The sequence below is a fragment of the Pedobacter sp. L105 genome, from assembly GCF_009765875.1.
In the GTDB taxonomy this organism is placed as follows: domain Bacteria; phylum Bacteroidota; class Bacteroidia; order Sphingobacteriales; family Sphingobacteriaceae; genus Pedobacter.
The window spans coordinates 147013-161779 of the sequence record NZ_LMUP01000008.1 but is presented as its reverse complement, the minus strand read 5'-3'; the positions used below and the strand labels follow the sequence as shown (position 1 = coordinate 161779).

Genomic DNA, 14767 nt, shown 5'->3' with positions numbered 1-14767 from the left:
TTACATCAATTTAATGCTGATCTCGGACGGAAAATGAAAGCGATCTATTTGATCAATCCTTTGATGAATATTTTAGATAAGTTAATTTGTTTTTCCCTCATTAATTTAACCTCTTTTTTTCCGGGCAGGAGTTCTTTGTTCCCATGTATGATGCACAATGAAGTAAGTCCCGATTGACACGAAAGGTAAAGTTCTGCAATTTTGGCGATATCTTCCTGGGGAGCTATTTCTCCATTAGCCATCGCCTGCTCAAAAATATGCTCATGGTATTTGCAGTTTCTTTCAAAGGCTTTTTCTAAAAAAGATCTTAGTTCCACAGAGCTTATTGAAGAATCAGGATTGCCGTAAGATAAGTGCAGCATGTAATAACGGAGAAAAAAGCGGTATTTGACTTCAATAATATTTAATAATATACTTTCAATTCCTGATCCGGACTTTTGGTCTTTGTCCAGTAGTTGAAAATAATCATCAAAGATCTTTTCAAACACCCCAAGGGTTAAACTTGTTTTATCTGGAAAGTAATAATACAGGGAGGGTTTGGATACAGACAGGTCTTCTGCAATTTCATTCATCGTGGTCTTATTAATACCATAGTGAATAAAACGCTTGATTGCACCGTCTATAATTAGTTCCCGCTTTTTATCAGTTTCTGCCATTATACTTTTTTACCTTCTGACTATATAGATGTTATAGTCAAAAATAAAGCAACCTTTTTTAATAAAGAAGCCGATAGACTGATTCTATATAACTTATGAAATAAATGACATTTTTGTGACCTATTTAACTGGTTTTAATCCCGCTAGGAAGATTTCTGCAAATCTTTTTTCTTTTAGAAAGATCAATTTAAATTCTTCTTTACCCGGGAAAATATTTTTAGCCCTTTTAAGAATGTTAAAATGAATCCCAGATACTGCTTCCACAAATATTTCTGTTGTAAACGGAACATTTTCTATAAAGAACTCGTTGGTTGTATTTCCTTTGGTAAGCAGTTCTGTAATGATTTTTAATTCGAATGCCCTTGCGCGGGTAAATTTTTCATATAGAGCTTCCGGTAGCTCCGGACCAATCATCTGAGTATATTCTATCAGTTTGTAATATTTTTGGATAAAGGCCTGTCTCTTTTGTAGCAGTATTAAAATTCCTTCTGTTGCTGTTGAGGTTTTTTCTACCGACTTAATCAAGTCCCTGCTTAAGGTATGCATCATATGTTCTATTACACTTACATAGAGACTTAGTTTATCTGGAAAATAATAATAAAGCAGGGCTTTTGAAAAAGAAATATCCTTCGCAATCTCCGTCATCGTGGTTTTTGCGAGACCATAGTGCGCAAAACGTTTTAACGCCGCGTCTATGATCAATAATCTTTTTTTATCCTGATTTTCCATTTTCTGAGCAAGGCTTTTTTTCTGTTAGGGATGTCGGCTTAAATTCGGTTATAATCGACCGTAAAATATGCAAAATTATTACATCTTGTATTTAACATGTTTATTACATGTATCGAACTTTTGTCAATGCTTCCGGGTTTGCAGATGAATCTCTGTTAAAGGTCGCATATATCGGGACATTATCTACCTTTGCAGCAAATATCCATTTCCTCTATATGCATCTGATACAAGAAAATATATCCCTTAAACCTTTTAACACTTTTGGCATCGATGTAAAGGCTCGTTTTTTTGCTGAGATTTTCAGCGAGAATGATTTACATGAGTTAAAAGAGCAGGCGTTATTTAAAGACCACAAATTACTAGTACTTGGCGGAGGCAGTAACCTGCTATTTACAGAAGATTTTGATGGGCTTGTACTGAAGATCAGTATCCCGGGTATTGAGTCTGACGTTTTTGGTGATAAAGTGATGGTTACTGCGGGAGCCGGGGTAATATGGAATGACCTGGTTAAATCCTGTGTACAGCAGGCTTTTGCAGGAATGGAAAATTTAAGCCTTATTCCCGGTACAGTAGGGGCATCTCCGGTGCAAAACATAGGCGCTTATGGTGTAGAGCTAAAAGATATATTTGAATGCTGTACAGCATTTCATATAGAGACGGGAAAAATCAGGAAGTTTGATTATTCAGATTGTCGCTTTGCCTACAGGGACAGTGCTTTTAAAAATGAACTTAAGGGACAGTATATCATCACTACTGTAACTTTTAAATTGAGTGCGGATGCTAAAATCAATTCTCAATATGGTGCGATACAAGCAGTGCTTGCAGAAAGAAATATAAGCCAGCCTACGATAGACGATATTTCCAGGGTTGTATCAGAGATCAGGGTTAGTAAACTACCCGATCCCTCAACGATAGGTAATGCAGGGAGCTTTTTCAAGAATCCCATCATTGAAAAAGCAGAATACCTGAAATTAAAAGACGCTTTTCCGGCACTGATTAGTTATCCTGCCGGTAAAGAACACATGAAACTGGCAGCTGGCTGGCTAATTGAACAATGTGGTTTTAAAGGAATAGTTGATGGACATACCGGAACCTGGAAAAATCAGGCGCTGGTTTTGGTGAACCATGGTGGTGCAAGCGGCAAAGAAGTGTATAGTTTTTCAGAAAAGATTATAGACACTGTGCAGGCCAGATTTGGGGTTAAACTGGAACGTGAGGTCAATATATTGTAAAAAACAAGTGATTTTTAAACATTATCCGATAAATATTACCATATGCCTTTGAATTGATTTTTTGGTACATATGTTGTATAAGTGTTAATATACAAGATTAAACAAACCTGACAGCGCCACTCTTTAAAATCCTGTTTGTTTGCTCTTTAACCTTAAAACTTAAAACATTATGACAAAAAATGAATTTAACCTCCAGCTCCATAACCACTCGGTTTCTTTGCAGTCATTCGCTTTAAATTTTACTAAAGATATTGAAGACGCAAACGATCTTGTTCAGGATACCATGCTTAAGGCAGTTACTTATTACAGCAAATTTAAAGAAGGTACAAATTTGAAAGGATGGTTATTCACCATCATGAAAAATACCTTTATCAATAATTACAGACGTCTGGTTAAAACCAATGCCCTGATCACAAAATCTGAAGATATATCGTCTGCTAACCTTCATTACAGTGCAACTAAAAATACCATCGACAGCAAGTTCGTTATCGGTGATATCAACAAGGCCCTGGCAACTTTGCAGCCTGAATATTATGTACCTTTCATTAAGTACTTTGAAGGATATAAATATCATGAGATTGCAGACATGTTGGAAATTCCTATCGGAACAGTAAAAACCAGGATTCACGTGGCCCGTCAGATATTGAAAAAATACCTGAAGACTTATTCTAAAGAAATTTTAGGAACAGAGATCGCTTAAAAACATCATCTTCCTTTTGAAAAGCGCTTAAATTATTTTTAAGCGCTTTTTGTTTTATATTTGAGGTCCAGCTCAGCATCATAGATGAACTATACCTACTTATTAATCGATCTTGGACTCTTATTGATCCCGGTTTTATTATTTTCCATTAAACAACTGAATTTTACGAATGATAGCAAATTTATTATTCTGGCTGTTTTAATTAATGTTTTTACCTTTTCTGTTCCTACAGAGTTCCTTACCCAGTTCAAAGTGGTTGTTTTTAACCCGCCTTATTTAACAGGGATGACCCTGTGGGAGTTGCCAATCGAAGAACTGCTGCTGCTGTTGGTTTTACCTCTTTCCGGATTGGCTGTTTACCTTTTTCTGAATATACGTTTTCCAGATAATAATCTGGAGAAATACAGCCTTGCGTTGAGTCATATCATCATGGGAATATGCATTGCCATGTTATATTTTGGCCACAGGAAGTTTTATCCTTTATTTACCTTTTCTATACTGCTGGCATTTATGCTGTATATCGAATATGTAAATAAGATCAGGTTTATGTACCGGTTTTACCGGGCCTTTATCATTTCCTTAGTTCCCTTTTACCTTGTTTACGGTATTTTAACCACTTTACCTGCTGTTCAGTACAATCAACTGGAAACCCTTAATTTTAACCTGGGACATATTCCTTTTGAGAGCCATTTTTATTTTATGGCGATGCTGCTGCTAAGTGTTTACCTTTTCGAATTGTTTAAAAGTAGATCGCAGCGGTAATGGATCTGCCGGAATATACCAGACAGCAACTCGCCCTGCGAAATGGCCAGGATAAACCGCAAATATGGGTAGCTTTCCAGGGCATGATCTATGATGTTGGAGAAAGCAGGTTATGGAGAAATGGAAAACATTACGAACATTGGGCAGGGCAGGACCTCACCGCCGAACTTGCAGATGCACCACATACGCATACCGTTTTTGAAAAATTTGTAGCAATTGGTAAATTGAAAGCATAAAAAACGCCAGTTGTTTAGACTGACGTTTTTTTTCTTATGTTTTGATCACTAAGCTTCAATGGTATGAGCACTCAGGGCAATAAATTCTTTTATACGTGAAGTAATATCCTGCTGGGTAAGATTGATAATCTTTTCAGTACCAAATTTCTCTACGCAGAAAGAGGCCAATGCGGAACCATAAATAATAGCATTTTTCATCGTTTCAAAATTTACTGTATCTGTTTTTGCAAGGTAACCGATAAATCCTCCGGCAAAGGTATCTCCGGCTCCTGTGGGATCAAATACTTCAGCTAAGGGCAGTGCAGGGGTGGAGAATATTTTATCTTCATGGAAAAGCAATGCACCGTGCTCACCTTTTTTTATGATCAGATATTTTGGTCCCATCGCCAGGATTTTTTTCGACGCTTTAACCAGAGAATATTCTCCTGAGAGTTGTCTTGCCTCCTCGTCATTGATGGTTAATACATCTACTAATTTAATCGTTTCCAGCAAATCTTCCATTGCTACGTCCATCCAGAAGTTCATCGTATCCAAAACGATTAATTTAGGCTTGTTTTTAAGACGTTTAATGATAGTTTGCTGTACTTGCGGGGAAAGATTGCCTAACATCAGATATTCGCAGTCCTGATAGCTCTCAGGGATAATCGGGTCAAAGTCTGCCAATACGTTTAGTTCTGTGATTAGCGTATCCCTGCTGTTCATGTCATTGTGGTACTTGCCCGACCAGAAAAATGATTTTTCACCTGCTTTGATCTGTAAGCCTTCTGTATCGATACCGTGTTTGGTAAAAGTATCGATGTCTTCCTGATGAAAGTCATCTCCTACAACACCAACTATTTTCACCTTGTTATAGAAGTAAGAAGCGGCTAAACTTGCATAGGTAGCAGCACCACCTACGATCTTATCAGTTTTTCCGAAGGGAGTTTCGATAGCATCGAATGCTACACTCCCTATGATTATCAGGCTCATATGTTTTATTTTAAATTATTTTCAATTATTTGTCTGCAAATATTGCATAAATAATTTAAAAGCCCTAATATTGCATTCCCAAAACGAACGAGGCTTTATGTTCTTTATTAAAGCCAGAAAGCGTTTTCAGGATAACCAGAATACTCCTTCTTAGCTCAGCTGGTTAGAGCATCTGACTGTTAATCAGAGGGTCGCTGGTTCGAGCCCAGCAGAGGGAGCAGATTTAAAGCCTTTCAGTTTTTACTGAAAGGCTTTTTCTGTTATATAGAAGACCTTGTGTTTTCAAATTAAATAACCAGAGTACTCCTTCTTAGCTCAGCTGGTTAGAGCATCTGACTGTTAATCAGAGGGTCGCTGGTTCGAGCCCAGCAGAGGGAGCCAAGATTTTCAGACCGAAAATCACATAAAACCCCATTTCTAGCGTATAGGATGGGGTTTTTTATTTCCATAATAGGAAGTTATCCTAACTCCAGACAATTTTCAATTGCCAACTTTCTTCAAGTTTTACAGCTTAAATTGTAGAACTTAACGAAAAACCGTTACAAATATTTGACAAGAAAAATCCCGCGACTTAGGGCTTCCGGTATCCGTAAACGCAATTTTTCAACTTAAACAATGGCAACAGTAGAAGCAAAAATTTACAAACACCATTACAAAAATGATGGCACTTGCAATGTAAAAATCAGGGTTTATCACAAAGATGAGCAAAGGTATATCGATACACCACATTACCTTAGCAGTAAACAGCTAAAAGATCATCCCTACAATAAGAGAGAATTTTTGATCAAAGACCCCTTTGTTAAAAACCTTGTCAATGCAGAACTTGAACAGTATAGGCTCGCAATCAGTAATCTTGGTCCAAAACTGAAATTATTCAGTTCTGAAGATTTAAAAGACTTTCTGATGCAGTCTCAACAAAACATTGATTTCATTAAGTTTTGTGAAGAATTTGTTGATGATCTTAAAGAGATGGGTATAGATAAAAGTGCCGCTAATTTCAACACTGTGAAAAATAGTCTTGTGGACTTTTTCAATCGAAAGATTGTATCTGTTAATGAAATCAATATCGATATGCTTTCAGATTGGGAGCGTTATCTGAGGAAGGAAAGAACGATGACAAGGCCTAACCAATTTAATGAAACAGTTACAACCATACAGCCACCATTGACCGATGCTAGTATTCATATTTATATGCGAGACCTTAGGTCCTTGTTTAACCATGCACGCAAAAAGTATAATAGAAAGAGCTTAGGGATAATTAAGATCGAGCATTACCCTTTTGATGAATATAAAATTATTGAAGCGCCAATAACAAGGAAGCGAAATACGAATGTAGAAACCCTTAAAGATATCAGGGATTGCAAACCAAAGTGTAACAGCCGGGCGGAGTTGGCAAGAGATCTATTTATGCTTTCGTTTTATATGTGTGGTATCAATGCGGTTGATCTTTATAAAATTAACGAATCGAATATTGGTGAAGGAAGACTAAGCTATAATAGATCAAAAACCCGGAATAAAAGGAAGGACAATGCCTTTATCAGTATTAAAATAGTAGAGGAAGCCAAGCCTTTGCTAGAAAAATATATTGGAAATCTAGGTCAAAGGTACTCCAATATAAACGGCCTAAACAAAGCATTGAGCAAGGGAATGAGGGAAGTTTGCAATATGCTTTCTATTAATGGGATTACCTATTACTGGGCTCGTCATACCGTTGGCAATCTCGCGAGGAACAAGTGTCGAATGAGTAAGGATGATGTGGCGCTGGCATTGAATCACGTGGATCACGGAAGAAAAACGACTGACATTTATGTTGATAAGGATTGGAGTATTGTTGATGAACTACAAGAAAAGGTTATTAAACTATTAAGTGAAGAAAAATTTAACGAATTAATAGATAATGGTATCATTATGAAATTTGCTTAAAGCATAAGGATCATGCCCCGTCGACGACTCAGCATGATCCTAGGCTTCTGGCGCAGTTGGTTATCATAAATTTCTATGATTAATAAATAATTAAAAAAATATTAAATTTGAGTATCATGAAAAACCTAATTCTATTTTTCTTGACCTGCATAATTGCGACTGGTGCCCTATTGTCTGGTTTGACGATGAAAAATCCATTACCGGCATTCATTGTTGGCTTTGGAATTTGGATCCTTTTTTTGTACCGGATTAGTAAAAAATGATTTTCCATCCGCTTTTACAAACTTCAAAACTTTTATAAGTTATAACAATAAATATCCATAAAGGTAACTATTTTGATATAAAAGAATTAAAATAAGGTTATATTCCTATAAGTTGTATATTAGTTTTGTAATTTCAAGTCTTGATTTATGAAAAGGGCCAATCCTGAAGACAAAAACTTAATAATAGATCTTCTAACGAAATCTTTCGATAGTAACTTAAGTGTGAATTACATTGTCAAACAAGACAATAGCCGCATAAAGTGTATCCAGGCATTAATGGAATACTCAATTGATGTATGCTGGATGTTTGGTGACGTCTTTCTCTCTGATGACAATAAAAGTTGTGCGCTGATTTTATATCCTCAACAAAAAAAAACAACATGGAAGTCGATCTGGCTTGATGCGAAGCTAATAGCTTCCGCAATTGGAGTAGGTGGAATTATCAAGACCATGAAACGGGAAAGTTTAATCAAAAATTTACAGCCTAAACAACCAATGGCATATCTATGGTTCATTGGAGTTGACACCTTGTACCAGCATCAAGGTATTGGAAGCTCGTTATTACAGGAGATTGTTTTAAAAGCAATCGACGAAAATCTACCAATTTACCTGGAAACATCCACTTTAAAAAACATACCCTGGTATGAGCGATTTGGTTTTGAGATTTACAATGAGCTCAACCTAGATTACACTTTATTTTTTCTGCGAAATATCATCGTTTAATAATAATGCAATGCTGGTATTTGGAACTGAGATGCTTCTGGTTACATTTATTTTTGTCGTAATTGAAGTCTTGATGTTGATTTTCCTGCTTGCAGGGTATTTAACCAGACTCCGGGATAAACAACGCAAGTTGTATTTAATACTTCTTTCTTTGCTGATTCTGTATAATATCACAGGTGGGCTTCTTCCAGATCCTAATTATTCCATTCCAATATATGTGCAAAATATCATAGCCTATGGAACTGGATTTTTAATGGCCTCTTATTTCCCTTTTTACTTTTATAAAGCTTTTAATCTTAGGTCTTTACGGTTTCACGCCCTCTATGGAGTTCCTTTATTCCTAATGTTACCTTATCTTTTGTTTTTTGTGATATCATATTCTTTGAATCGCGATTTGTCCTTTGCTATTCATGATGGTATTGTAATTCCATTTTTTTACTCATTCGTATTGCTATGGGCAATATTCAAGGCTATCCGCTCTGTTTATAAAGAACGCTGATCACAGGGATACTTTTTGGAAGAGATAATAGTTTACGCAGCCCTTGTTCCCTGGGGGGCTATGACAATAATTGCATACTTTGACTTTGGACAACAGGCAGAAGCTCTTTCTACAAATACCGGTTTTCTGGTTGTTACCGGAATATTTATCGTTAAATTTATTAGGCAGGATAGGGATGCTATTAATAAACTTCAGGATATCTCATTGAATGGTTTAAGACCGGAGGTGTTTGGACAAAATTGTATGTATTATGAGTTTACTACCAGAGAGACTGAAGTTATTAGGCTTCTACACGAAGGTTATACGACCGGTGAAATAGCAGCCAGATTATTTATTTCTGAACGGACCGTCACTACGCACATTCAGAATATGATGCTCAAAACTCATACTCATAAGCGCCTGGAATTACTGCGGAAACTCGAATTTGGCATTCTGGATATAAAAAATGTGTCCTAAAATTTTGATCTAAGTAGAATTACGTAGTAAAATCTCCTGTTTACGTATTTGATTTCACAGTTATCGTCCTGATTTTTGATATACATCTTATCAAAACTATTGTTTTAATGACCTACCTATGAATGAACAGCTTATTTTTTTAGCCAACTGGGTGGAGTTTGCTATCCATCCACTACAACTTATCAACTATTCTTGTGCTGATGGGCAGCTTTTCTCATTAACTGAGGAATTGACAACCAATTTAAAAATCCTGAAAAACACATTTATTCAACAAGGACTAATCAATAAGAAACAAATCAGATCCATCTTGAAATGCCTTGTTGATATAAGTAACACAATTTATAACTATCTTCATCATTTAGCTTTAACATGGAATCAGAAAAATGTAGGTCCTTCAATTAAATCATTTTACCTGAATGCTTTACTTATTTTAGAGGACTCACTAGAGAAAGTTGGTAAGCTGTCGCCACAAATTAGTAAACTCATGCCTGCTACGCTTTTTGCGCGGCCAAATTTAGTGATGGCACTAAAAGAACATTATGCAATATTTTTGTCTCAATTGGATAAAAGTAATATTGATCTTAACCTCAGGACAGTAGTTCAAAGAGGAATTTATCAAATGATCCAGAAAAATGGAATTAATGCTTCAAATGTTGAATATTGCAATAGCTTGATGAGTGTTATTAACAGACAAGTATATTTAGATACGGAGGGATTAATAGAAATTCTTTATTTAAATGGATTTAATCTTCCAGAATTTTATTTTTACTGCGTTACCAAATACAATAGTTGTCTAGACAATCTCGATGGGTTACATGAACAATTAGTTCTGCTGCTTAAAGAAAGGGACAAATTAATTTGCTTGCCACAATTAGGAGAGCTTCTTATGTTGCCTCAACTTAACAATACAGTCGATCAACTTATTAACTTTATTTCAGAAAAAGAACATTTTCTTCTTAAAATGCTCAAAATCCAGAGAGTTATCCTTCAAGATGAAAAGGCAGATAAATCAACTGGTAAGGTAAAAGTAAATCTTTCAGTAGCACAATTCGCATTGTTTATCAGGATGCAAATGGAAAAAGGTCTATTGCAAAAAGAAAACATTGGAGAGCAATTTAGTTTTTTCGCTAACCACTTTTACACCCATCAAACAACTTTTATATCCGCTGAAAGTTTAAGAAAAAAATCAACAAATGTAGATTTTAGTACGGCCCAGAAGCTAAAGGGAAATCTTATTTCTATGTTGAATTGGTTGAATGAAAATTACAACATGTCTAATTACAAAGATTCATAGTTGACTGGTCTGAAATTGACTAAGTCCGATTGCAGCGGTATCCTTTCCCCGAAAGATAAAGCGGGAAGCGCGGCCCAAAGGAGATACAAAAGAGCATATTAAGAAAACAATGATTTCCGGTGGCTGTCAGACAATCCGCCAAAACCAGAATTAGCCTCACCCTTACGGAAATAATAAAAAGTTGTCTCTCTAAAGGAAATAAAATTCAGACTAAGGCTCAAGATGATCAAGCCCCAAAAAAGCAGCGTCAGATAAAAAGGTAAGGCGTAGAACGGATAAGCCAGGTATATGGTCAATGTAGGTAGGAAAATCCAAAGAATGCCTCTTAGCCAACGGTGATGTATAAGCGGCAATATCCAATCTTTTTCATCATCCGCTTTTATCAGAAACTCATGTTCTTCCTGTATCTGATAACGGACAAAGAATATTAGCAGAATAGCAAGTAAGGCTTCTGAAACAAAAACTACGAATGGAAAAGCAATACTTGAAATAGAAAAACCGAAGATCTCGACATTCTCTTCCGTCTTTTTAATATTCTAGGATATCTTTTTTTTAGCTTCTGTCGTTGTGTTATCCCCATATAGGTTGTGCAAACGCTCCAGCAGGATCTCATCCTCCAGTAATTTCGCGTTTTCTTTATCCAACATCGGCGTTAACAGGTAAAGTGAATTAACTTGCTGAACGCAGATATCAACCTTGAAAACGACTTGATAAGAATGACCGATGCGATAAAACCTTTTCATTCCCTGATCCGCCTTACCCGGTGCGGATACGCCGAATAAAATGATCGCCTGCAGCATCAAGTGCATTTGTTACGGCTCTTATGGGGGTAATTCCCGAGACCTTTTTAGGATTCAAATGTGAAGAAGCAATGATAGAGAATCGGAATCTACAGGAATCCTTAAATAACTGAAAACCGCCGAATTCAAGGCCAAAAGGCTGAACTGATATTCATATTAAGCTTGTTATAAGCACTTTTCGGGTCAAGTTTTATTTCGCTGAGTAAAGGCAGGCCTTTTGCCAATTTCAGCTTTTCGACAGCGATGGTATCGCTCAATTTGTGCATGAATTCCTCATGGTTAAAACCGATGGCCATGCTAACTGTGATATGATCTGACCGATAATTTGCAATCGCCGGGTCAATAAGCGTAAGAGCAGTGTCCGGAGTACATGGCGACTGGGCTTTAGCAGCCTTGTAATCGCCCGCGCCGTCATTACCTAATATTTTGGGTGCTTCTGCTGAATCGGGGTTATCCTGCTCTCGGGTACAATAATTCAGGATAACCAATTGACAGTCAATAGATTGTGGTTGGTTATTTTTGTTTGAATACACTTTTAGGGATTGTCACAATGAATAATCATAGAGTATCATTAAGAATCATGTAGTCTTAAAAGTGTTCGAAATTGTTTTTCAATAATGCTTTATGTTACATTTTAATGACAATTGAAAAGTCGAATTTAGTCCTTTTCTATATAAAAGTTGCTTATTTCTTCGGCTTAGCCTTTCTTTTTTGATATATGAAATCCCGTCAATGCTAGTATTTGAGGATGATCTAATTTAACTTGATTTTGTTTATGAGAAAAATTGTCAGCTTTAATATATTATTAATAAAAAGTGCAATATTTGAATACATAGAGTTTCCAAGTGTATGCTCAATTCTACTGATTTGAGTATACATATAACCATCGAGATCTTATCTACTTTAGTATAGAGCGAAAATTATTTTAATACTTACCGAGTTAAACGGAACCCTATCATTATTTTAAATACGGCATTAGAAAGGTTTTAGGGGATAAGAATGTAGGACAAGGCGTGCAAATCTAAAATATAGCCTATACAAAAAGAATTGTCAAGATAAAAAAGTAGGAAATCTATCAAGGTTATATGAACAGCTATCCGGCTGACTTTGAAAGATTTGCCTACTACATTGTTCTTCCATAAAAATTAGTACTTAACGATTTAATCCAATCCGCTGCATATTCGGCCACTTCCTGCCAGCCGGTCTCTCCTAAAATAAAATGGTCTCTGTTTGGGAATTCTTTATAAACATTAAGAGCTGTATTATTTTTATAAGCCTTAAAATTCTTTTCTACCAATGAGGACGGAATAATATGATCTAGCTCTCCGCTTAGAAATAATAAAGGCGACCTAGTCTTCTTGAAACTAATGAAGGCGAACAATCCAAGTGTGCCACGTGGAATGTTGCGGCTTTCTGGTATCCAGTAATCTTCATAGACCTGATCCGCCTCCAAGGACGTCATCGTATTGGTCATCGCGTAATGGAACCATTTTTTGGATGGCTTAAAAAGAGAGTTTCCCATAAAATAATTGATCACCGGAAAGTTTGATCTCCAAAAACTCCATTTAAAGGTGATAATACCTAGTGGGGGGGCGGTTGATATACAAATTCCGGCAATTCCCTTGTTCATCGATAATAGTTTTTGAACTACTAAACCTCCTAGGGAATGCCCGATAAGAATTGGTTTTTCGGGCAGATTGTCAATAAAATCAGCCGCATTGTTCACCAAGTCTTTAAAGTTTAGTTTGCGAAATTTCGGGTCCGTGTAGGTTCGAAGCTGATCAGGTTCCGCGTCATGGTACGGGTTAGAAGGGGCATAACAGGTAAACCCTTTTTCTTCAAAGAACAATTTCCATTCATCCCAGCATTTTGCATTCACAAAAAGACCATGCAGAAAAACTATTGTATTGGATCTAATAACTGACATTTTTTTCATTTTAAATAGTAATCTAATTGCTGAAGTGAGTGCTTTTCAACCGCTACCGTATGATTGTTGTTGTGATAAGTAAATGTCCTTAACGCACGTTGTTTTTCAAAGGTAATAATATGCCATTTTATGGTAATTTTCTTCCTACGCAGCTTTTTAGCCTAATACATTTAAAGATGAGTTTTTCTGAATTGAAATACAGGTGAAAAGGAATTAAAACAATCTAACTTTAACCGAGGTTAAAATTAGTTCCTAATAGTAGCTGTAGGTTTGGGTGCTGAATACACAGCTTTTAAACTTATATAATAATGGATATTGAAGAAAGAAGATCTATCGGTGCATTGGAGGCTTTATTCCTTTCATGGGATTACAGTGATCCAAAGCACTTTGTAATAACAGCAGAAATTGAAGGGAAGAGTACCGCTGATAGCTGGTCGGAAGCTGTAGCTGCACTTCAGCAAAGGCATCCCATATTAACATTTAAGTTAGGAAAGATTGATGGTTCGGAAATATACTTTGATGCACAGAAGGACTTCAAAATACCTTTAAAATTTGGCACTAAGTCTTCTAAATCCATTATACTAGAACTGGAAAAAGAACTGGTCAAAAAAATAGATCCGATAAACGATCCTTTAATAAGAATAACATTAAATCATGAGGCAGAAAATTGCACGATCATTGTTGCTGCCTATCATCCTGCCGCTGACGGTATGTCCGTGATTTTTCTGATTAATGACTCGTTAACTGCTGTTAGCGGCGGAATACTAAAAGAACCATCATTATCGCCATCAATTGATGCTATGCTTGGGTTTGATAATAAGTCAATCGGAGAAAAACTTATAAAAAAGCTTACTCCAGAATATATTAGTGAGTTAATAAGCAAAAGGAAATTAGTGCCGCCTGCTCAAATCCAGATTGTCCAGTTTTCAGAAGCGCTAACCAGAAAATTAATAAAAAAGGCAAAAAAGGAAAAAACGTCTGTGCATGGGGTACTCCAGGCCGCTGCCGCAGTTGCCATGTTTCATCTTTCATCAAAGGCTGACAGCGAATTAGTTATCATGTCTCCTATATCGGCGAGGACGCTATTAAATATCAGTGATGACATCGGAATGTATTCCATATCGAATATAACAAATATTGCGTTAGGCGACATTTTAAATTTTTGGGAGTTGGCAAGAAGCAACAAGGAGAATATGGCATCTTCATCTAATATTGATTATTTAATAACTTATATGGAACAGGTTCGCCGGCTGGTTGGTTCGACAGACGACCTTAATGATTTTATCGATCAATCCCTGGGTTTCGATGTTATGCTATCTAACCTTGGCAGATATCCATTTCCTTCAAATTATGGTTTGCTGAATATTAAAACGATTTATGGCCCAATGATTATGCCCGGAGCAGGAAAAGGCCAGGCTTTAGGAGTCATTACTGTGAACGGGAAGTTGACATTAACAAATACAAGCAGGTATCCTGTTGTTGGTCTACTTCTGTGCATGGAAAAGTATATCGGAGAGGTGTGTTAAATCAGGGTCATCGGTGACCATTTCATGGCCGGAATTATTCCGGCCATAAAAATCATGATATTGAATTCGAGG

At 36.4% G+C, this 14767-nt stretch carries 16 protein-coding genes and 2 tRNA genes; 12 read left to right on the top strand and 6 right to left on the bottom strand.

The annotated features are described in order from the left end of the window. Window positions 1-44 precede the first annotated feature (44 nt). Together GSQ84_RS16030 and GSQ84_RS16025 are read right to left on the bottom strand one after the other, a co-directional pair. Window positions 45-656, bottom strand: a complete 612-nt coding sequence (locus GSQ84_RS16030) for a TetR/AcrR family transcriptional regulator (RefSeq protein ID WP_158798291.1) — start codon at window positions 654-656, stop codon at window positions 45-47. A gap of 120 nt (window positions 657-776) precedes the next feature. Next, window positions 777-1385 (bottom strand): TetR/AcrR family transcriptional regulator, encoded by a 609-nt coding sequence (locus tag GSQ84_RS16025; RefSeq protein ID WP_158798290.1) that lies wholly within the window; start codon window positions 1383-1385, stop codon window positions 777-779. Between the two features lie 215 nt (window positions 1386-1600). Here GSQ84_RS16025 and murB point away from each other — a divergent pair, with 215 nt between their 5' ends. From murB to GSQ84_RS16005, 4 genes are all read left to right on the top strand, one after another. Then, entirely contained in the window at window positions 1601-2617 is a 1017-nt protein-coding gene (gene murB / locus GSQ84_RS16020; RefSeq protein ID WP_158798714.1) for a UDP-N-acetylmuramate dehydrogenase, read from the top strand. 169 nt (window positions 2618-2786) lie between these two features. Then, complete coding sequence (locus GSQ84_RS16015; protein WP_158798289.1) at window positions 2787-3317, top strand: RNA polymerase sigma factor; 531 nt, start codon at window positions 2787-2789, stop codon at window positions 3315-3317. 84 nt (window positions 3318-3401) lie between these two features. After that, a complete protein-coding gene (locus GSQ84_RS16010) occupies window positions 3402-4079 on the top strand; it encodes a lycopene cyclase domain-containing protein (RefSeq protein WP_158798288.1) in 678 nt (225 codons plus the stop codon). After that, window positions 4079-4315, top strand: coding sequence for a cytochrome b5 domain-containing protein (locus tag GSQ84_RS16005; RefSeq protein WP_158798287.1), 237 nt, complete (start codon window positions 4079-4081; stop codon window positions 4313-4315). The genes GSQ84_RS16010 and GSQ84_RS16005 overlap by 1 nt, the downstream gene beginning before the upstream one ends. A gap of 48 nt (window positions 4316-4363) precedes the next feature. Here GSQ84_RS16005 and GSQ84_RS16000 read toward each other — a convergent pair whose 3' ends face one another. Beyond that, a complete protein-coding gene (locus tag GSQ84_RS16000; protein ID WP_158798286.1) occupies window positions 4364-5284 on the bottom strand; it encodes a PfkB family carbohydrate kinase in 921 nt (306 codons plus the stop codon). 144 nt (window positions 5285-5428) lie between these two features. On the opposite strand from GSQ84_RS16000, the gene GSQ84_RS15995 reads away from it, so the two are divergent. From GSQ84_RS15995 to GSQ84_RS15970, 7 genes are all read left to right on the top strand, one after another. Continuing rightward, window positions 5429-5502: transfer RNA gene (locus tag GSQ84_RS15995), tRNA-Asn, on the top strand. A gap of 86 nt (window positions 5503-5588) precedes the next feature. Further along, window positions 5589-5665 (top strand) — tRNA-Asn (locus tag GSQ84_RS15990). Between the two features lie 234 nt (window positions 5666-5899). Then, window positions 5900-7207 carry a site-specific integrase gene (locus GSQ84_RS15985; RefSeq protein WP_158798285.1) on the top strand — a complete coding sequence of 436 codons (1308 nt, stop codon included), beginning with the start codon at window positions 5900-5902 and terminating at the stop codon, window positions 7205-7207. A gap of 539 nt (window positions 7208-7746) precedes the next feature. Further along, window positions 7747-8193 (top strand): GNAT family N-acetyltransferase, encoded by a 447-nt coding sequence (locus GSQ84_RS15980; RefSeq protein ID WP_254070885.1) that lies wholly within the window; start codon window positions 7747-7749, stop codon window positions 8191-8193. Between the two features lie 10 nt (window positions 8194-8203). Beyond that, the gene (locus tag GSQ84_RS28075; RefSeq protein WP_254070884.1) at window positions 8204-8692 is read left to right on the top strand and encodes a hypothetical protein; all 489 of its coding nucleotides are present in this window, start codon (window positions 8204-8206) and stop codon (window positions 8690-8692) included. Window positions 8693-8707: 15 nt separating this feature from the next. Continuing rightward, window positions 8708-9148, top strand: a complete 441-nt coding sequence (locus GSQ84_RS28070; protein WP_254070883.1) for a helix-turn-helix transcriptional regulator — start codon at window positions 8708-8710, stop codon at window positions 9146-9148. A gap of 118 nt (window positions 9149-9266) precedes the next feature. After that, window positions 9267-10442, top strand: coding sequence for a hypothetical protein (locus GSQ84_RS15970; protein ID WP_158798283.1), 1176 nt, complete (start codon window positions 9267-9269; stop codon window positions 10440-10442). 536 nt (window positions 10443-10978) lie between these two features. Here GSQ84_RS15970 and GSQ84_RS15965 read toward each other — a convergent pair. The 3 genes from GSQ84_RS15965 to GSQ84_RS15955 all read right to left on the bottom strand — a co-directional run bounded on the left by GSQ84_RS15965 (window position 10979) and on the right by GSQ84_RS15955 (window position 13169). After that, window positions 10979-11251 (bottom strand): hypothetical protein, encoded by a 273-nt coding sequence (locus tag GSQ84_RS15965; protein ID WP_158798282.1) that lies wholly within the window; start codon window positions 11249-11251, stop codon window positions 10979-10981. A gap of 116 nt (window positions 11252-11367) precedes the next feature. Next, complete coding sequence (locus tag GSQ84_RS15960; protein ID WP_158798281.1) at window positions 11368-11775, bottom strand: hypothetical protein; 408 nt, start codon at window positions 11773-11775, stop codon at window positions 11368-11370. A gap of 590 nt (window positions 11776-12365) precedes the next feature. After that, on the bottom strand, window positions 12366-13169 hold the full coding sequence (locus tag GSQ84_RS15955) for an alpha/beta hydrolase (RefSeq protein ID WP_158798280.1): 804 nt from the start codon (window positions 13167-13169) through the stop codon (window positions 12366-12368). 308 nt (window positions 13170-13477) lie between these two features. Between GSQ84_RS15955 and GSQ84_RS15950 the strand changes: the two genes are divergently transcribed. Next, entirely contained in the window at window positions 13478-14695 is a 1218-nt protein-coding gene (locus GSQ84_RS15950; RefSeq protein ID WP_158798279.1) for a hypothetical protein, read from the top strand. Window positions 14696-14767 lie beyond the last annotated feature (72 nt).

Coding starts and splice junctions, on each gene's coding strand:
- GSQ84_RS16030 (WP_158798291.1), bottom strand. CDS start 656: ATGGCAGAAACTGATAAAAAGCGGGAACTAATTATAGACGGTGCAATC.
- GSQ84_RS16025 (WP_158798290.1), bottom strand. CDS start 1,385: ATGGAAAATCAGGATAAAAAAAGATTATTGATCATAGACGCGGCGTTA.
- murB (WP_158798714.1), top strand. CDS start 1,601: ATGCATCTGATACAAGAAAATATATCCCTTAAACCTTTTAACACTTTT.
- GSQ84_RS16015 (WP_158798289.1), top strand. CDS start 2,787: ATGACAAAAAATGAATTTAACCTCCAGCTCCATAACCACTCGGTTTCT.
- GSQ84_RS16010 (WP_158798288.1), top strand. CDS start 3,402: ATGAACTATACCTACTTATTAATCGATCTTGGACTCTTATTGATCCCG.
- GSQ84_RS16005 (WP_158798287.1), top strand. CDS start 4,079: ATGGATCTGCCGGAATATACCAGACAGCAACTCGCCCTGCGAAATGGC.
- GSQ84_RS16000 (WP_158798286.1), bottom strand. CDS start 5,284: ATGAGCCTGATAATCATAGGGAGTGTAGCATTCGATGCTATCGAAACT.
- GSQ84_RS15985 (WP_158798285.1), top strand. CDS start 5,900: ATGGCAACAGTAGAAGCAAAAATTTACAAACACCATTACAAAAATGAT.
- GSQ84_RS15980 (WP_254070885.1), top strand. CDS start 7,747: ATGGAATACTCAATTGATGTATGCTGGATGTTTGGTGACGTCTTTCTC.
- GSQ84_RS28075 (WP_254070884.1), top strand. CDS start 8,204: ATGCTGGTATTTGGAACTGAGATGCTTCTGGTTACATTTATTTTTGTC.
- GSQ84_RS15970 (WP_158798283.1), top strand. CDS start 9,267: ATGAATGAACAGCTTATTTTTTTAGCCAACTGGGTGGAGTTTGCTATC.
- GSQ84_RS15965 (WP_158798282.1), bottom strand. CDS start 11,251: ATGCACTTGATGCTGCAGGCGATCATTTTATTCGGCGTATCCGCACCG.
- GSQ84_RS15955 (WP_158798280.1), bottom strand. CDS start 13,169: ATGTCAGTTATTAGATCCAATACAATAGTTTTTCTGCATGGTCTTTTT.
- GSQ84_RS15950 (WP_158798279.1), top strand. CDS start 13,478: ATGGATATTGAAGAAAGAAGATCTATCGGTGCATTGGAGGCTTTATTC.